The sequence below is a fragment of the Paracoccus sp. (in: a-proteobacteria) genome (genome assembly GCF_030604785.1).
GTDB lineage: Bacteria > Pseudomonadota > Alphaproteobacteria > Rhodobacterales > Rhodobacteraceae > Paracoccus.
The window spans coordinates 1-17,683 of the sequence record NZ_JAUVVF010000052.1 but is presented as its reverse complement, the minus strand read 5'-3'; the positions used below and the strand labels follow the sequence as shown (position 1 = coordinate 17,683).

Genomic DNA, 17,683 nt, shown 5'->3' with positions numbered 1-17,683 from the left:
TGCGCTATCCCTTCGTCGGCGTGGACCGGGCCGATCCCTATGGCCGCATCCTGGCCCGTCCGCTGGACGAGGCGGGGCTGAACCCGCGCTATGCGATGCAGGGGCGCTTTGCCCAGACCATCGTCAGCCTGGTGCGCCACGGCCTCGGCGTCGCGGTTATCGACGAATTCTCGGTGGCCGAGGTCTACATGCCCGGCCTCGTCCGCCGCCCGCTGAAGGAGCCGGCGGCGATCACCGCCTGGTCGGTCACCAAGCGCGTCGCTAGGGCCGGGCGATCCGGCCCGGCCGACTGTCAGAAGGCAAGGCCGGTGTAATTCTCGGCAAAGGCCTGCCGGGCTGCGGCCGAACTGGCCAGGAGGTCCAGCTCGGCCTGCTGCATGCGCTGCTCGTAGGGGCCGTGATCGGGAAAGCGGTGCATCATCGTGGTGACCGACCAGGAAAAGCGCATCGCCTTCCAGACCCGGCGCAGCGCGCGGTCGGAATAATGCTCCAGCGCCTCGCCGTCGCCGCCGTAATGGGCGACCAGCCCCTCGAACAGATAGCCCACATCCGAGGCCGCAAGGTTCAGCCCCTTGGCCCCGGTCGGCGGCACGATATGGGCGGCGTCGCCGCACAGGAACAGCCGCCCCCACCGCATGGGCTCCGACACGAAGCTGCGCAGCGGCGCGATGGATTTCTCGATCGAGGGGCCCGTCACCAGCCTGCCCGCGACCGAGTCCGGCAACCGGGCGCGCAACTCGGTCCAGAACGCATCGTCGGACCAGTCCTCGACCCGGTGGGACAGCGGCACCTGGATATAATAGCGCGACAGCGTGTCATTGCGCATCGAGGCCAGCGCGAAGCCGCGCGGATGGTTGGCATAGACCAGCTCCTCCATCAGCGGCGGCGTGCGCGACAGCACGCCCAGCCAGCCGAACGGATAGATCTTTTCGTATTCGCGCCGGCTTTCGGCGGGGATCGAGGCCCGGCTGACCCCGTGGAAGCCGTCGCAACCGGCGATGAAATCGCCGTCGATGCGGTGCTGCCGGCCGTCCTTTTCATAGGTGACAAAGGGCGCGTCGGTCAGAAGATCGTGCAGCACCACGTCGCGGACGCCGTGGATGTGCGTCGCGCCCATTGCATCCTGCGCGTCGTATAGATCGCGCGTCACCTCGGTCTGTCCGTAGACCATCACCTGCCGCCCGCAGCTTTCGGTGAAATCCACCCTTACCATCTGCTGGTCATGCGCCAGATAGCAGCCGTCATGAGGGTGGCCTTCGGCATCCATCCGCGCGCCCACGCCCGCCTGCCGCAGAAGCTGCGCGGTGCCGTGTTCCAGCACCCCCGCGCGGATGCGGCCCAGGACGTGATCGCGGCTCTGGCGTTCCAGGACGACCGTCGCGATGCCCGCACGGTTCAGCAATTGCGACAGCAGCAGGCCAGAGGGGCCGCCGCCGATGATGATGACCTGACTGCGCATGGCTCTCTCCTTCTGGTGCATCGTCGTGACAAGGGCCGCGCGGCCCTAGCGCGGCGCCAGCCGCACCGCGCCGTCAAGGCGGATGATCTCGCCGTTCAGGACCGGGTTCTCTGCGATGTGCTGGACCAGCAGCGCGTATTCCTCGGGGCGGCCCATGCGGGCGGGAAAGGGGATCCCGGCCTCCAGCGAGGCGCGGATCTCGCCGGTCAGGCCCGCGCTCATCGCTGTCTCGAAGATGCCGGGCGCAATGGTCATCACGCGGATGCCGAAGCGCGCGAGTTCCCGCGCGGCGGGGAGGGTCAGCGAGGCGATGCCGCCCTTCGAGGCCGCATAGGCCGCCTGTCCGATCTGCCCGTCCTGCCACGCGACCGAGGCCGTGTTGACGATCACCCCCCGCGCGCCGTCCGCGTCCAGCGGCGCGGCCGCCGCCATGGCGCGGGCGGCGATGGCCAGCACATTGTAGGTGCCGATCAGGTTGACATTGATCGTGCGGGCAAAGGCGGCAAGGTTCAGGTCCCCGTCCCGCGGCAGGATGCGGCCCGCCGTGCCGATCCCGGCGCAGTTGACCACGATGCGGGGGGTGCCGAAGCGGTCCTCGGCGGCGGCGAAGGCGGCCTCGATGGCGGCCGGGTCGGTGACGTCGGCGCCCTGCCCCAGCCCGCCGATCTCGGCCGCGACGCGGGCGGCCGCCTCGGCGTCGCGGTCCAGCACCACCACCTTGGCGCCCTGCCCGGCCAGCCGCCGCGCCGTCGCCTCGCCGAGGCCGCTCGCCGCGCCCGTCACCAGCGCCACGCTATCCTTGATCTGCATGTTCAAAACCCTTCCTCGAATGACATGGCGGCCCGCGCCTCGGCCATGTGCAGCGCCAGCCGCTGCGGGGCGGTGGCCATGAAGGCGCGCGGATCGTCAAGGCGCATCGACAGCCAGACCTGCACCACGACCCAGCCCGCCCGCATCGCCGGATCGGCGGCGGCCAGCTGCGCCGGTCTGGGCGCGCTCCGCAACTCCTCGGCAAAGGCCGCGAAGCCGTCCAGCAGCGCCAGCTGTTCGCTTGAGGACGCGCATTCGGCGCGGGCGCGGGTCAGCAGGACCTCCAGCCCTCCGGCTCCGAGCGCCTGCCGCAGCAGGAAATCCTGCGCCTGCATCCCCGTCGTGCCCTCGTAGATGGCGAAGACGCGGGCGTCGCGCAGGGCCTGCTCGATGGGATGCTCGCGCGTGTAGCCCGCCCCGCCGAGGACCATCATCGCAATGCCCGCCGCGTCCGAGGCCAGTTCAGCCCCGAAGGTCTTGACCAGCGGCAGCAGCAGCGCGCAGAGGCGGGCGTCGTCCTGACCCGGCAGGTCCGCCAGCACGGCCGTTTCCAGCAGCGCGAGGCGGTAGAGGTCGATCCGCGCGGCCAGCCCGTCCAGCTGGCGACGGATGTCGGGATGGGTGGCGATGGGCACGGGCGGAGCGTCGGGCGGGCCGCCCTGGCAGCGCTCGGCGGCATAGGCGCGGGCATGGGCGAGACAGCGCAGTGCGACGCCGAGGCCTTGCGTCCCGACGGTCAGCCGCATCTGCCGGATCATGGTGAAAAGCTGCGGCAACCCGCGACCTTCGGTGCCGATCAGGCGGGCGGGGGCGTTGTCGAACAGCAGCGCGCAGGTGGGCGAGGCGTGAAGGCCCATCTTCTCCTCGATCCGGGTGCAGGTGACGCCGGGGCCGCGCTCGACCAGGAAGAGGCTGAGGCCCCGCGTGCCCGGCGCCTCGGTGCTGCGGGCGAGGACGCAATGGCCGATCCGCTCGGTCAGATCGTGATCGCCGAAGGAGATCCAGATCTTCTCGCCGCTGATCCGCCAGCCGCCCTCGCCCCGCACCGCCCGCGTCCGGATGCGGCCGACATCCGAGCCCGCGCCGGGCTCCGAGATGCAGATCGTCGCCGTCCGCTCGCCGGCCGCCAGCGCCGGCACCCAATCGTCCTGCGTCTCGGGATCGCCATGCTCGGCCAGCAGCCGCGCCGCCGCGCGGGTGCTGCCGGCGGCCATCATCAGCGCGGGGGATGCCCGCTCGAAGGCCGGGTTCACCGCCGCGAAGACCGACAGCGGCAGGCCGGCGCCGCCGAGCGCCTCGGGCAGTTCCAGCGCCAGCCAGCCGCCGTCGGCGAGTGCCGCGAAGCCCTCGCGCGCGCCGGGGGGCAGGGTCACGCGACCATCGGCGTGACGCGCCCCGATCCGGTCGCCGGGCGCGTCCAGCGGCGCGATGACACCGGAGGCGAGGCGGGCGGCCTCGTCCAGGATCGCGCTCAGCGTCTCGTCGTCCGGGCGGCCCGGCAGCGCCTGCCAGCCGGGCGTGCGGGCCAAGGCGTCCAGCATCGCGGCATTGTCGTCGGCCCAGCTCATAGCAGCGCCGGCAGGAACATGACGATGGCGGGGAACAGGATCACCAGCGCGACCACCACCAGATCGGCGGCGATGAAGGGCGTGACGCCCCGGAAGATCTGGCCGGTGGTGACGTATTTGCCCGCCACGCCCCGGATGACGAAGCAGTTCATCCCCACGGGCGGCGTGATCATCCCGATTTCCAGCAGCTTGACCAGCAGGACGCCGAACCAGACGAGGTCGATCCCCTCGGCCCGGAACACGGGCAGCAGCACCGGCAGGGTGATCAGCATGGCGCCGAAGGGCTCCATGAACATGCCGAGGATCAGATAGATCACCACCACGATCAGCATCAGGTGCAGGAAGCTGAATTCCGCGTTGCTGACGAAGGACGCGATGTAGCCCGACATGCCCGTCAGGCCCAGAAAGCGCGTGAACATCGCCGCCCCCACCCCGATGATGAAGAGCGAGGCCGAGGTCAGCAGCGTCTCTGTCAGCGCGTCCCGCATGACGCTCAGCGTCAGGGTGCGCGTCAGCGCGGCGATCAGGATCGCGCCCCCCGCGCCGATGGCCCCGGCCTCGGTCGTGGTGAAAAGGCCCGAGAAGAGGCCGCCGAAGACCATGGCCATCAGCGCCAGAACCGGCCAGACCTTGCGCAGCGCCTGCCCCATCGGCGGCACCTCGCCCTGCGTCGGGCGCGGCGGCGCGATGTCGGGGCGCAGCCAGCAGGTGATCAGCACGACGATGCAGTAGGACAGCGCGGTCAGCAGCCCCATCGCGATGCCGCCGAGGAACACGCGCAGGACCGAGGTTTCGGCAAAAACGCCATAGACGATCATCAGGATCGAGGGCGGGATCAGCGCGCCGAGCGTGCCGCCCGCCGCGATGGCGCCGGCGGCGAAGCTGGGGGCGTAGCCGGCGCGCACCATCTCGGGGATGGCGATGCGGCCCATCGTGGCGGCGGTGGCGAGCGAGGAGCCGCAGACCGAGGCGAAGCCCGAACAGGCGAAGATGGCCGAGATCGGCAGCGCGCCGGGGATGCGGCGCAGGACGGCCTTGGCGGCCTCGAAAAGGCCGGTGGTCATGCCCGAGTGATAGGCGATGAAGCCCATCAGGAGGAACATGGGCACGGCCGACAGGGTCCAGTTGGCGACGAAGGAAAAGGGCGTGTTGGCGATGATGCCGATGGCGGGCTCGATCCCCAGCATCGCGGCGACGCCGCCGAAGGAGACGGCGATCATCGCCAGCGCCACCGGCACGCGCAGGGCCAGCAGGACGAAGAGGACGGCGATGCCGACAAAGGCGGTGGTGATGCTCATGCGGCGGGCTCCTGATGCGGCCAGATCGCGCGCAGGGTCGTGACCAAGGCGGCCAAGGCGAGCCCCACCGGCGGCAGCCAATAGGCGGGCCAGGTCACGACTCGGACGCCGTTCGTCATGATGAAGCTGCCATTCGCGCTGTTGGTCAGCGCCGTGCGCAGCGTGACCCAGGCCAGCACGCCGTAGATCAGTGCCGAGATCAGCGTCACCACCCTGTCGGACACCGCCTGCGCCGGGCGCGGCAGCATTCCGTGGATGACGTCGATGCGGACCATGCCGCCCTGCTTTTCGACCCAGGCCAGCGGCAGGAAGGCCAGGCCCACCATGTAGTAATGCGTCACGATCTCGTAGGTCGCGGGGATGGGCGTGCCGCGCAGGCTTCGCAGCGCGACATCGACCGAGACATGGACCAGCAGCGCCAGAACGGCCAGCGCGCCGATCGCGGTCAGAAGGGCCAGAAGCCCGGATTGCAGGTGCCGGATGGCAGGGGGCATGGCAGCCTCGCGGGGTGAGGGGCGCCTTGTGGCGCCCCGTGATGCGTTAGCCGCCGTAGGTCGCGAAATCGACCTGCGACCAGACCTCGTCCTGCACGCGCGCGGCGATCTCGGCGGGCTCGAGCCCGTCCACGATCCCCTCCCATTTCTCGAGCAGCTCGAGGAAGCGGGCGACGTGATCCTCGGCGTCGTCGATGCCGAAATTCTGCTGCGCCAGTCGGATCGCGGTCTCGCGCTCGGTCGCGGCGAAGTCCTCGACCGCCTGGACCAGCGAAGGATCGGCCTCGACGAATTCGATGCCTGCGCCCTCGGCGGCCTCGATGGCCTCGGTCGGCATGTCATAGCCCCAACGCTGCGTCATGTCGGCATTGGCGAGGTTCGCGGCCTCGGCCAGCGCCTCCTTGTCCTCTTGCGAAAGGCTGCCCCAGGTCGCCGACGAGACGGTGAAGTTCGACGTCGCCTGATAGAGGCCGAGCGGCAGTTCCGTCACATGGGTCACCAGCTCGATCAGGCGGAAGCTTTGCAGGTCCGCGACCGAGGCGATCGAGCCGTCGATGACACCCTGGCTCATCGCCTCGAACGTGTCGTTGACCGAGATCTGGGCCGGGGTGGCGCCGAAATGCTCGGCCAGACGGGCCCAGGGCGCGCCGCCGGTGCGCAGGCGCATCCCCCGCAGGTCCTCGGCGGTGCGGACGGGGCGGGTCGAGAGGATCTCGTAGACATCCGAGGTGCCCGAGCCCAGATAGACCAGGTTGAAGCGGCGCAGCTCGTCCTGGCAGGGCGCGCAGGTGACGATGAACTCGGTCATCGCGGCGCCGGCGGCATGGGGATTGCCGGGGATCAGCGACAGCTCGCCCGCCAGCGCCATGAAAGGCAGCTCGGCCGGGTAATAGAGCGGCAGGAGGTTCCCGATCTCGACGATCTGGCTTTGCAGCGCGTCCTTCATCTGGCCGAGGCTGGCGACCTCGGGGCCGAGGATGGTGGCGCCGAGCCGGCCGTCCGAGGATTCCGCCAGATAGCCGAGGAAGTTCTGATACATCACCTCGTTCGAGGGATGGGCCGGGGGCGTGCCGGGGGCGGCGCGCAGCGTGCGGTCCTGCGCGGCGGCCGGAAGGGCCAGGGCGGTGGTCACGGCCAGCGCCGCAAGGACACGTTTCGTCAGGGTCGTCATCGGTCAACTCCTCCCAAAGTTGGATGAAAGATTCAGAGCTTCAGCAGCTTGCGTGCATTCTCCTTGAGGATCAGGTCGCGCACCTCGTCGCGGAACGGGGCCTTGGCGAAATCGGCCAGCCAGCGGTCCGGCGTGATCGCGGGCCAGTCCGAGCCGAACAGCATCTTGTCCTTGAGCAGCGTGTTCGCGTAACGGACGAGAATCTCGGGGAAATATTTGGGCGACCAGCCGCTGAGGTCGATGTAGACGTTCGGCTTGTGCTGGGCGACGGCCAGCGCCTCTTCCTGCCAGGGAAAGGACGGATGCGCGAGGATGATCGGCATGTCGGGGAAATCGACCGCCACATCGTCCAGATGCATCGGGTTCGAGTATTTGAGCCGCATCCCCATCCCGCCGCGCATCCCCGAGCCGACGCCCGTCTGGCCGGTATGGAACAGCGTGATCGCGCCTTCGTCGGCAATCGCCTCCAGCACCGGATAGATCGCGCGGTCGTTGGGGAAAAAGCCCTGCATCGTCGGGTGGAACTTGAAGCCCTTGACGCCGAAATCGCGCACCAGCCGCCGCGCCTCGCGCGCGCCCGCCCGCCCCTTGGCCGGATCGATCGAGGCGAAGGGGATCAGGATGTCGTCATTCTCGGCGCAGAGCTGCGCGACCTCCTCGTTGGAATAGCGGCGAAAGCCGGTCTCGCGCTCGGCATCCACCGGAAAGATCACGGCGGCGATGCGGCGGTCGCGGAAATAGGCGGCGGTCTGCGGCACGGTGGGCAGCATCCCCTGCTCGCCCGCCGGGTTCCTGAAATAGCGCGCCATCGCGGCCTGGAAGTCATTGTAGCCGTCGTCGCGATGCGTGCAGCAGGGCTCTTCCGCGTGGGTGTGGATGTCGATGGCGATGATGTCGTCGAGGTTGATCGGCATGAAACCCTCTCAGAAGGCGAGCTTGCGCAGAAGCGCCAGCAGCGTGTCGTATTCGTCCTGCGCCAGGCCGATGGACTCGGCCGACGAGACGTTCAGGAAGGTCTCGCGGTGGCGGGCCAGATGGGCGCGGCCCGCATCCGTCAGGTTCAGCGTGACTGAGCGGCGGTCGCCCTCGGGCACCAGCCGGCTGATGAGGCCCGCATCGATCAGGCGCTGGACGACCTTGGTCATGTGCGCCGGCTTGATCAGCAGCGTGCGCGCGGCGACGCCCTGCCGGATGCCGGGGTTCAGGTCCAGCAGCCACAGCAGCGTCATCTCGCCGGGGCGGACATCCGTGCCCTCGAAGGCGGCGAAGAAGCGGTCGTAATGGCGCACCTGCGCCAGCCGCAGCAGCAGGCCGAAGATGTTGGGCAATTCGCCCAGTTCCGGCGTTTCCTCAAGGTGGCGCTGATGGGCGGTCATGCGGTGCTCCCCGGCCGGGCGACCTTGGCAGCGCGCTTTTCGAGGAAGGCGTTCAGGCGTTCCTCGGCCTCGGGCGAATGGGCGGTGAAGGCCGAGACGAAGCTTTCCACGAAGAGGCCGTCCGCCGCGGCCATGTCCGCGATGCGCGGCAAGGCGTGGATGATGGCATAGTTCGACATCTCGGCATTGGTGGCGGCCTGGGCGGCCAGTTCCACCGCGCGGTCCAGCGCGCCGCCGGCCGGGGTGCGGGCGCTGACGATGCCCCACAGCTCGGCCGTGGCGACATTGATGCTGCGGCCGGTCAGCATCAGGTCGGTCATCCGCGCCACCCCCATCAGCCGCGCCGTGCGGACCGAGGCGCCGCCGCCGACGAAGATGCCGCGCTGCCCCTCGGGCAGGGCGAAGAAGGCGCTCTCGTCGGCGATGCGGACATGGGTGGCCGAGGCCAGTTCCAGCCCGCCGCCGACCGTCGCGCCGTGCAGGGCCGAGAACCACGGGATGCGGCCCAGCTGGATGCGGCCGAAGACGTCGTGCCAGCGGCGCGAGTTCAGCATCCCCTCGAAGGCGGATTTCTTGACATGCTCGCCCAGATCCAGCCCGGCGCAGAAATGAGGGCCGTGGCCGAAGATGACGGCGGCCTTCGCCTCGGCCTCGGCGCGGGTGATCAGGCCGTCCAGCTCCTCCAGCACCGCGTCCGAGATGGCGTTGCGCTTGGCGGTGCGATTGAGGCCCAGCAGCGCGACATCCCCGCGCATCTCGAAGGTGATATGGCTCACGGCAGCTCTCCGGTTGTTCGAGTTATTATCCGTGGAAATACTATCCGTGTAAAGCATCTTCGGGCGCCTTGGGCAGGATCACCTCGGGGCTGTCCGACGCCAGCCGCGCCGCCAGGTCAGGGCGGCCGTTCCGCACTGCGCGCTGGTTGACCGAGCCCTTGTCGGTCACCTCGCCCCGCTCGAAGCTCAGCGGCTGGTCGATGAGCATCGCGCGGGTGATCCGCAGCGACATGCCCCGGTTGGCGGCATTGTAGGCCGCCAGCCGTTCGGCCAGCGCGCCGTGCAGGACGGGATGGGCCAGCAGCGCGGCCTCGTCCAGCGCATCGCCGCCGGGGACCAGCCGCTCGATCGCGGGGCGGAAGGGGACCAGCAGGGCCGACAGCGCGTCCTGCCCCTCGCCCAGGATCACCGCGTCGCGGATCAGCCCGCCCATCGCGTCGATCAGCTTGGCGCGCAGGGCGCCCACGCCGACCCAGGTGCCGGTGGACATCTTGAAGTTCTCGGCCACGCGGCCGTCGAAGAAGAAGCCCCTGGAGGGATCGCCCGGCACCGCGAAGCGAAGCGCGTCGCCGAGGCAGTAGAAGCCCTCGTCGTCGAAGACCTCGGCGGTCAGGTCAGGGTTGCGCCAGTAGCCCGGCGTGATGTTCGGGCCCTTCACGCGGGCCTCCCACTTGTCCTCGACGGGGACCAGCTTCAGCACCAGATCGCGGGCGGGCAGTCCGACATTGCCCGCTTCGCTGGCCGGGTCGGTGTTGAAGATGGCGAAGGGCGCGGTCTCGGTCGAGCCGAGGCCGCTGGTCAGCAGCACCCGCTGGCCGTGCAGCTGCTTTGACAGCCCGTCCAGCTTGTCCCAGGTGTGCCGCCCCATCGCCGCGCCGGCGTAGAACATCACCTTGAGGTCGTGGAAGAAGTTGCGGGCAAGGGCCGGGTCGGCCTCCATCGCCTCGGCCAGCATCTCGTAGCCGAAGGGGACGTTCCAGTACCAGGTCGGACGGATCTCGCGCAGGTTGGCGAGGGTCTGCCCGAAGGCCTCGCGCGTCGGGCGCCCGCCGTCGATATAGAGCGTGCCGCCATTGTACAGCGTGACGTTGAAGACCTTGTTGCCGCCCGCGACATGGTTCCAGGGCGACCAGTCCAGCACCACCGGCGGCTCGTCGCGCAAGTAAGCAAAGCAGTCGGTCGATTGCTCGGCATTGGCGCAGAGCATCCGCTGCGTCGTGATCACCGCCTTGGGCGAGCCGGTCGTGCCCGAGGTGAACATGAACTTCGCCACCGTGTCCGGCCCGGTCGCGGCATGGGCCTCGCGGACCGCATCGCCGGGGCTGGTGGCCAGCAGCGCCTCCAGCGTCAGCGTCACCGGCCCGCGCCGGCCGATGACCGGCAGCCCGGCCAGCACGCCGCCGAGCGCGGTGGAAAAGGCGTCCGCGTCCTCGGCATAGACCGCGCCCGGCGTGATCTGGTCGCGCACGGCGGTCAGCTTGCCCAGCTCGCCCGAGGCCAGCGCATAGGCCGGCGAGATGCAGGCCGAGGGGATGCCGGCATGCTGCGCGCCGAGCGCCACCAGCGCATGGCCGACCGAATTGCCAGACAGGATCAGCAGCGGCCGCTCGGGCGAAAGGCCGAGGTCCAGAAGCCCCTGCCCGACCGCCTGCACATGATCCGCCAGCTCGGCATAGGTGACGCCGTGCCAGGCGCCGTCCGCGTCGCGTTCGGCCATCCACAGCCGGTCCGGCGCCGCCTCGGCCCAATGCGCGATCCGGTCGGACATCCGCGCGGGATAGGGCCCGAGCGGGTCCGTCTGCCGGACGAGGATCGCGCCGTCGTCGCGCTCCTCCCACGCGATCTGGGGCGTCCACAGGCGCACAGGCCGGATCGTCGAATCAGTCATGCAGCATCCTCCCGAATTTACTATACACGGAAACTATCTCCGTGTGTAGAAAACTGGGTCACATCATGCCGGGCAGCCAGAGCGCGATCTGCGGGACGGCGATGATGATCAGCAGGCACAGCAGCATGGCGAACCAGAAGGGCGTGACGCCGCGGAAGATCTCGGACAGCGGAACGCTGCGGGCGACGGACTTCACGATGAAGACGTTGATCCCCACGGGGGGCGAGATCAGCCCCATCTCGAGCGTCAGGACGACCAGCACGCCGAACCAGATCGGGTCGATCCCCAGTTGCAGGATCACCGGCATGAAGATCGGCAGCGTCAGGACCAGCATCGCCAACCCCTCGAGAAAGCAGCCCAGCACCAGGTAGATCGCCAGGATCACCAGAAGCGTGCCGTAGAGGCCCAGATCCAGCGTCACCAGCATCCCGCTGACCTCGGCCGGCAGGTGGCTGAGGGCGATGAACGGATTGATCAGATGCGCCGCGATCAGGATCAGCATGACGGAAGCCGTGGTCACGATGCTGCTGCGCGCCGCCTGCCAGAAGCTCGCCAGCGTCAGGCTGCGGCCGAGGGCGCCGATCAGGATGACGAGTGCGGCGCCGACGCCTGCGGCCTCGGTCGGCGAGAAGATGCCGCCATAGATGCCGCCGATGGTCACCAGCACCACCGACAGGATCGGGACGGCGCCCAAGAAGGCGCGGCCCTTCTCGGCCATGGTGGTGGCGGGCCCCTTCGGCCCCATCTCGGGCCAGATCCAGCAGAGCAGCATCACCGTCAGGATGAAGAGGGTCAGCAAGAGGATGCCGGGCAGGACACCCGCCATGAAGAGCCGCCCGATGCTCTGCTGCGTCAGGATCGCGTAGATGACGAAGCCCGTCGAAGGCGGGATCAGGATGCCGAGCGTGCCGCCCGCCGCGACGACGCCGGTGGAGAGGCGCGGGCTGTAGTTGAAGCGGTCCATCTCTGCCAAAGCCGTGCGGCCCATGGTCAGGGCAGAGGCGACGGACGAGCCTGACAGGGCCGCGAACCCGCCGCAGCCGATCACCGTCGCCGAGGCCAGTCCGCCGCGGATCTGGCCGATGCAGGCATAGGCGGCGTCGTAAAGCTTGCGGCTCATGCCGGTGACGCTGGCGACGTTGCCCATCAGGATGAACAGCGGCACCACGATCAGCTCGGCATTAGAGGCCAGCGCGAAGGTCTCGGAGGACAGCAGCCCCATCGCTGCGGGCAGGCCGTTCAGCAGCCAGATGCCGGTGAAGCCCACCGCGAACATCGCGAAGGCGACCGGCACGCGGATCAGCAGCAGCACCAGCAGGATGACGAGGCCGAGCGTGCCGGCAAGGACCGGGCTCACAGCGCGCCCTCCGCCGATTTGCGAGGGCCGCCTGCCAGCAGCAGGCCCGCCCGCATCAGCAGCGCCAGGACCGTGATGCCCGAGAAGGCGACGACGGCATACTGGAACCAGGCCAGCGGCAGGCGCAGAAGGTTCGTCGAGAGGTTCAGCATCTGGCTCAGCTGCGCGCTGTTCCAGATCGCCCAGGCGATCAGCGCGAAGATCACCGCGCCGAGCAGCGCCGAGGCGATGTCGATCAGGCGGTTCAGTCCTTCGGGGAAGGACCCCTCGAAGATGTCGACCACGATATGCCCGTCCAGCCGGTCGCAGAGGGCCATGCCGCCGAAGACGATCAGCACCATGGTCATCGTCACCATGTCCTGCGAGCCATAGAGCGGGCGGCCGAAGTTGCGCCCGATCACGTCCACCAGGATCACGCCCACGACGAACAGAAGCCCCGCCGTGCCGACGAAGGCGGACAGGCCGATCAGCCTGTCCGTCCAGCGCATCAGCGCCGCCATCACTGCCCGCGCATCGCGGCCAGCGCCGCCTCGCCGCCGACCTGCGCGATATAGGCGTCCGTCACCGGCGACAGGGCCGCGTCGAAGGCGGCGATCTCGTCCTCGGAAAGGTCGATCACCGTGGTGCGGTCCGAGGCGCGGGCGGCCTCGATCCCGGCCTCGGCGGTGGCGATCCACGCCTCTTCGGCGCGGCGCGACAGCTCGGCGCGCATCTCAGTATCCAGCGCGGCCTTGGCCTCGTCGGGCAGCCCGTCATAGGCGGCCTTGTTCATCACCGTGAAGAAGCTGAGCCGGCCGAGGTTCGCGCCGAGCGACATGGTCCCCACGACCTCGTCCAGCTTGAAGTCCGACATGACCGAGGCGCCGCTGACCAGCCCGTCGATCAGGCCCGTCTGCAGCCCGTTATAGACCTGCGTGATCGGCAGCTGCACCGGCGTCGCGCCGAGCGCCTCGATCGCCTCGGCCGCCGCCGCGCCCGAGACGCGGATCTTGAGACCGCGCAGATCCTCGGGCGTGCGGATCTCGCGGTCGCGCATCATCAGGACGTTCGGCTCGGAGCCCCAGAGGGCGAGGACCTCGGTCATCGGGAACTCGGATGCCAGCTCGGCGTCGAAAGCGCGCCACATCGCCTCATGCGCGGTCTGGTCCAGCTCTAGCGCGCCGGGCAGCTCGACGATCATGCTCTTGGGGAATTGCGACGAGGTGTAGCCGGGCAGGCCCCAGCCCATCTCGGCCGTGCCCTGCACCACACGGACATATTGGTCGGCCGGGCCCGCGCCCAGCTCGCCGCCGTGGAAGGCGCGCAGGGTCACGGCGCCGCCCGTGCCCTCCTCCAGCGCCTCGGCCAGGGGCTCGATCTGCGAGGCGGTGATCGTGTGCATGGGCGCCGCCCAGTTGGCGTAGCGCAGCTCCTGCGCATGGGCGGAAACCGTCAGCGCCAGCGCGGCAGCCGAGGAAAGGATCAGGGTCTTCAGGGTCATGATGTCCTCCCAAACATCGTTGTGGTGGTCAGGCGGCGGTCTTCAGCACCGCGGCCCTGATGTCGTCCAGACTGACGGGCGCGTGCCCCGCCAGCAGCCGGCGCGCCTTCATATGCGCGCCTGCATTGTTCACCGTCTCCAGCGCCGCCACGCCGAGGTCATCGACGCGGGCGACGATGCCGTCGACGACGATCTCCTCGGTCGCGTCCGGCCCGGCGAGGCCCGCGATCTGCAGCTTGCGGTCGCCCTGGTCGGACCAGAACCACGGCACGGCGGCATAGGGCGCCTCCGTGCCCTTGGCGATCTGCGCGGCGATGAGGCGCGCATGATCCGTCGCCGCCTGCACGCTTTCCAGCCGCACCCGACGCCCCGTCCGCGGGTCGGGGAAGCTGGCGCAATCGCCGAGCGCGAAGATCGCGGTGTCCGAGGTCCGCAGCTGCGCGTCCAGCCGGATGCCGTTCTCGATCTGAAGCCCCGCCTCGGCCGCCAGCTCGGTGTTCGGGCAGACCCCCGCCGCCAGCAGCACCGTGTCGGCGGCGACATGAGCGCCATCCGCCAGCGTGACGCCGGTGTCATCGACCGCCACGGCGGGCTGGCCCAGATGAATCTCGGTGCCCCAGTCATGGTGCAGCATCGCGAAGTAGCGCGACATCAGCGGCGAGACGACCCGCGCCATCAGCCGGTCCGCCGCCTCGATGAGGGCGACCTGGTGGCCCAGCTTGCGGGCGGCGGCGGCGAATTCCAGGCCGATGAACCCGCCCCCGATCACCGCCACCCGGCGCGGGCTGGCCAGCACCTCGCGCAGGCGGCCGGCATCGGCCAGCGTGCGCAGGTCCAGCGCCCGCTCCAGCCCCGCGATGGGCGGGCGCAGGTTGCGGGTGCCGGTGGCGAGGATCAGCCGGTCGTAATCCAACCGCCCCGAGGGCAGGATCACCTGCCGCGCCGCGCGGTCGATGGCCTCGACCATCGTCGAGGGAAGATAGGTGATGTCCTTCGACGCAAAGAAGCTTTCGGGGCGCAGGGTCAGCGCGGCCGGATCGCCCTCGGCCAGATAGGCCTTCGACAGAGGCGGGCGCTGATAGGGCAGGCCCGGCTCGGCGCCGATCAGGGTGACGGGGCCGGCATAACCCTCCTGCCGCAGGCTGATCGCGGCCTGAAGACCGCCCTGCCCCGCGCCGACGATGATGACGCCCGGCCGGCTCAAAGCTGCTCCTCGGGGAGATGGACCACAAGTCCGTCGAGGTCGGCGGTCAGCCTGATCTGGCAGGACAGGCGCGAGCGGTCGTTGACCTCGGACGCAGCGCCCTCGAGCATGTCGTCCTCGCCCTCCTCGCGCGGGCCGGTGCGGTCGGCCCAGGCCTCGTCGACGTAGCAATGGCAGGTCGCGCACATCATCGCGCCGCCGCATTCGCCGACGATGCCGTCAACGTCATTGGCCACGGCGGCCTTCATCACCGACGTCCCCTCGGGCGCGTCGATCGTGGTCTGGCTGCCGTCCGGGGCGACGAAGGTAAGCTTGACCATGGGGTTCTCCTCAGTTCAGGACGACCGGCAGGTTGATCGGGCCGCGGAAGCCGAAGCCGCGCCACTGCACCGCCTCGCGGTCGGGAAGGGTCATGTTCGGGAAGCGGTCGAACAGCATCGGCAGGATGATCTTGCCGACCGTGCGCCGCGCGACATGGGCGCCCGCGCAGTGGTGGGGGCCGTTGCCGAAGGATTGGTGGGGGTTCCTGTCGCGGAAGACGAAGAACACCTCGCCGTTCTCGAAGAGGTCCTCGTCGCGGTTGGCCGAGGCTTGGATGGTCATCACCGTCTCGCCCTTCGGGATCTCGTATCCGCCCAGTTCCGTGTCGGCGGTCACGAGGCGCGAGCTGGCCTGGATCGGGGCGACCCACCGGATCGCCTCCTCGAAGGCCGCGTTCCAGGCGCCCTGCGCCTTGACCTCGGTCAGCTGGTCCGGGTTGTCCAGAAGCCCGAAGATGGCGGTGGCCATCGCGTCGCGCGGCTCGTTGATGCCGCCGCCGATGGCGATCTTGAGGTTCGCGTGGATCTGGCTCAGCGGGATCGGGTTCTCGGCCGTCAGCATGACCGAGAAGGCCGACCCGTCCGGCTCGGCTTTCCGCAGGGGCGCTAAGCGCGCGAAGAGGGCGTCCATCTGGTCGTTCGCCTCATCCGAGGCAGCGAAGGGCTCGGGCCGCCAGCCGAAATTGCCGGCCCCGTCGATCAGGCGCTGCGACCAGCGCTGCATCTCGTCGTCCGTCGCCTCGGGGATGCCGAGGATATGGGCCAGGATGCGCGCCGACAGCGGCCCGCAAAGGGTCGCGAAGAGGTCCACCACCTCGCCCCGCGGCAGGCGGCCGATGTAGTCGGCGGCCAGCGTCTCGTAGAGCGGCCCCCAGTCGCTGTTGATCCGCTTGGGCGTCAGGGCGGGGTTGATCGCGCGCCGCTCGGCCAGATGCGCCTCGCCGTCCTTGCGCATCAGGGTATGGGCGCGGAAGGCGGGCTTCATCGGCGTGTTCGGATCGTCGCTGCTGAACAGGATCGGATCGTCCTTGACCAGCTTGGTCAGCGCCGCCTTGGTCAGGAAGGTCCGCCGCGCCGACGCCACGCGCAGCACGGGCGCCTCGGCCCGCAGGCGGCGATAGATCGGATACGGGTCCAGCGTCAGCTGATCCAGCGTGATCGCATTGTCCAGCGGTGCAAGCGCCATGGTTCCTCCCCTTCCTCCGGTTCGAACGCTAGCGCGGGGGGCATTGCCGAACCAGCCGATGGGTTTATTATCTGCCATCAACAAATTTGATGGTGGCGCCATGACCGATCCCCGCATGCTGGACTTCACGGCGCTGGAAACGCTGCGGCTGGTCCATGACCTCGGCTCGTTCACCGCCGCGGCCGAGCGTCTGGACGTGAACCAGTCGGCGGTCAGCTACACGATCGCGAAACTCCGCGCGGCCTTCGGCGATCCGCTCTTCGTGCGCGAGGGCGGCCGGCAGGTCCCGACCGAGCGCTGCGAGCGGCTGCTGGCGCAGGCGCGGCAGATGCTGGACCTGCTGGACGGGATGGCCCAGCCCGAGCGGTTCGATCCGGCCCGCGCGACCGGCAGCGTCACCATCGCCTGCAACTATTACGAACGCATCCTGCTGATCCCCCGCATCGTCGCGGCCCTCCGGGCCGAGGCGCCGGGCATGTCGGTCCGCGTGATCAACGCGCTCGGCGACGGGCATCACCGGCTGCTGGCGCGCGAGGCGGATGTGCTGGTCGGCCCCTTCGGCCGCAGCGAATCGGGCTTTCACACCCGCCGCTTTTACGCCGAGGAATATGCCTGCCTGATGGACCCATCCCACCCGATGGCCGGCAAGCCGCTGACGGTCGAGGACTACTTCGCCCTGCGCCACGTCCTGATCGATTACGGCGGCGGCTGGAAATCGGCCTATCTGCAAGAGCTCGAGGCCGCAGGCCACCGGCTGGAGCCGACGCTGACCGTGCCCAGCCCGGCGGGGCTGGCCGAGCTGCTCTCCGGCTCGAACCTCGTCGCCACAGTGCCGCGCAGGCTTGGCGCACGGATCGCGGACCGGCTGGCGATGAGCGCCTGCCCCTTCCGCGGCCGGTTCGACCTGTCGGTGGTCTGGACGGCCCGCACCAACGCCTCGGCCATGCACCGCTGGCTGCGCGATGTGATCCTGACCCATTGCGCCTGAGCGCAAGGGCGCCGGTCTTCCGGCGCAATCGGGGTCTGCGAGCAGATCGTTGTCGCCGCGCAGTTTGCCCCCTTGCCAGCGCCAGAGGATCCGGCCTACCAATTATACTTGTTAGCGAAACAAGCAAATGATGAAATGGAGATTCGGGATGCAGGCGATCATCGTGCGTGAATTCGGCTCGGCCGACCAATTGTCCCTGGTCGAGCTTCCCGATCCGGTGGCGGGCAAGGGCCAGGTGCTGATCAAGGTCGAGGCCGCGGGGATCGGCCTGGTCGATGTGATGCAGCGACAGGGCTATCTGGGCGTGA

The 17,683-nt window shown here is 69.3% G+C and carries 18 protein-coding genes; 2 read left to right on the top strand and 16 right to left on the bottom strand.

Annotation, left to right across the window (positions count from 1 at the left end; translation table 11 throughout):
* A partial coding sequence (locus QAR72_RS14205; protein ID WP_304618038.1) for a LysR substrate-binding domain-containing protein occupies nt 1–314 on the top strand: 314 nt, incomplete at its 5' end.
* Here QAR72_RS14205 and pobA read toward each other — a convergent pair.
* Genes pobA through QAR72_RS14125 form a run of 16 tightly spaced genes read right to left on the bottom strand, consistent with a single transcriptional unit; the run spans nt 293 to nt 16,387 of the window.
* The gene (gene pobA, locus QAR72_RS14200; RefSeq protein WP_304618037.1) at nt 293–1,459 is read right to left on the bottom strand and encodes a 4-hydroxybenzoate 3-monooxygenase; all 1,167 of its coding nucleotides are present in this window, start codon (nt 1,457–1,459) and stop codon (nt 293–295) included. The genes QAR72_RS14205 and pobA overlap by 22 nt on opposite strands.
* A 45-nt stretch (nt 1,460–1,504) precedes the next feature.
* Nucleotides 1,505–2,269 carry an SDR family NAD(P)-dependent oxidoreductase gene (locus QAR72_RS14195; protein ID WP_304618036.1) on the bottom strand — a complete coding sequence of 255 codons (765 nt, stop codon included), beginning with the start codon at nt 2,267–2,269 and terminating at the stop codon, nt 1,505–1,507.
* A 2-nt stretch (nt 2,270–2,271) separates the two neighbouring features.
* Nucleotides 2,272–3,837, bottom strand: a complete 1,566-nt coding sequence (locus tag QAR72_RS14190; RefSeq protein WP_304618035.1) for an acyl-CoA dehydrogenase family protein — start codon at nt 3,835–3,837, stop codon at nt 2,272–2,274.
* On the bottom strand, nt 3,834–5,135 hold the full coding sequence (locus QAR72_RS14185) for a TRAP transporter large permease (RefSeq protein ID WP_304618034.1): 1,302 nt from the start codon (nt 5,133–5,135) through the stop codon (nt 3,834–3,836). Before QAR72_RS14185 ends, QAR72_RS14190 begins: the two co-directional genes overlap by 4 nt.
* Nucleotides 5,132–5,629, bottom strand: coding sequence for a TRAP transporter small permease (locus QAR72_RS14180; protein WP_304618033.1), 498 nt, complete (start codon nt 5,627–5,629; stop codon nt 5,132–5,134). The genes QAR72_RS14185 and QAR72_RS14180 overlap by 4 nt, the downstream gene beginning before the upstream one ends.
* Nucleotides 5,630–5,675: 46 nt before the next feature.
* A complete protein-coding gene (locus QAR72_RS14175; RefSeq protein WP_304618032.1) occupies nt 5,676–6,800 on the bottom strand; it encodes a C4-dicarboxylate TRAP transporter substrate-binding protein in 1,125 nt (374 codons plus the stop codon).
* Nucleotides 6,801–6,832: 32 nt separating this feature from the next.
* The gene (locus tag QAR72_RS14170) at nt 6,833–7,714 is read right to left on the bottom strand and encodes an amidohydrolase family protein (protein WP_304618031.1); all 882 of its coding nucleotides are present in this window, start codon (nt 7,712–7,714) and stop codon (nt 6,833–6,835) included.
* A gap of 9 nt (nt 7,715–7,723) precedes the next feature.
* Nucleotides 7,724–8,176, bottom strand: a complete 453-nt coding sequence (locus QAR72_RS14165; protein ID WP_304618030.1) for a MarR family winged helix-turn-helix transcriptional regulator — start codon at nt 8,174–8,176, stop codon at nt 7,724–7,726.
* Nucleotides 8,173–8,952: a crotonase/enoyl-CoA hydratase family protein gene (locus tag QAR72_RS14160; protein WP_304618029.1), complete on the bottom strand. Its 780-nt coding sequence runs from the start codon at nt 8,950–8,952 to the stop codon at nt 8,173–8,175. Before QAR72_RS14160 ends, QAR72_RS14165 begins: the two co-directional genes overlap by 4 nt.
* Before the next feature lie 40 nt (nt 8,953–8,992).
* Nucleotides 8,993–10,840, bottom strand: coding sequence for a feruloyl-CoA synthase (locus QAR72_RS14155; protein WP_304618028.1), 1,848 nt, complete (start codon nt 10,838–10,840; stop codon nt 8,993–8,995).
* 58 nt (nt 10,841–10,898) lie between these two features.
* Complete coding sequence (locus QAR72_RS14150; protein ID WP_304618027.1) at nt 10,899–12,197, bottom strand: TRAP transporter large permease; 1,299 nt, start codon at nt 12,195–12,197, stop codon at nt 10,899–10,901.
* On the bottom strand, nt 12,194–12,685 hold the full coding sequence (locus QAR72_RS14145) for a TRAP transporter small permease (RefSeq protein WP_304618026.1): 492 nt from the start codon (nt 12,683–12,685) through the stop codon (nt 12,194–12,196). Before QAR72_RS14145 ends, QAR72_RS14150 begins: the two co-directional genes overlap by 4 nt.
* Nucleotides 12,686–12,696: 11 nt before the next feature.
* On the bottom strand, nt 12,697–13,677 hold the full coding sequence (locus QAR72_RS14140; RefSeq protein ID WP_304618025.1) for a TRAP transporter substrate-binding protein: 981 nt from the start codon (nt 13,675–13,677) through the stop codon (nt 12,697–12,699).
* 28 nt (nt 13,678–13,705) lie between these two features.
* On the bottom strand, nt 13,706–14,881 hold the full coding sequence (locus tag QAR72_RS14135; RefSeq protein WP_304618024.1) for an NAD(P)/FAD-dependent oxidoreductase: 1,176 nt from the start codon (nt 14,879–14,881) through the stop codon (nt 13,706–13,708).
* Complete coding sequence (locus QAR72_RS14130) at nt 14,878–15,201, bottom strand: 2Fe-2S iron-sulfur cluster-binding protein (RefSeq protein WP_304618023.1); 324 nt, start codon at nt 15,199–15,201, stop codon at nt 14,878–14,880. The genes QAR72_RS14135 and QAR72_RS14130 overlap by 4 nt, the downstream gene beginning before the upstream one ends.
* A 10-nt stretch (nt 15,202–15,211) precedes the next feature.
* The gene (locus QAR72_RS14125; RefSeq protein ID WP_304618022.1) at nt 15,212–16,387 is read right to left on the bottom strand and encodes a cytochrome P450; all 1,176 of its coding nucleotides are present in this window, start codon (nt 16,385–16,387) and stop codon (nt 15,212–15,214) included.
* A gap of 100 nt (nt 16,388–16,487) precedes the next feature.
* On the opposite strand from QAR72_RS14125, the gene QAR72_RS14120 reads away from it, so the two are divergent.
* Complete coding sequence (locus QAR72_RS14120; RefSeq protein WP_304618021.1) at nt 16,488–17,375, top strand: LysR family transcriptional regulator; 888 nt, start codon at nt 16,488–16,490, stop codon at nt 17,373–17,375.
* The last annotated feature ends 308 nt before the right edge of the window (nt 17,376–17,683 follow it).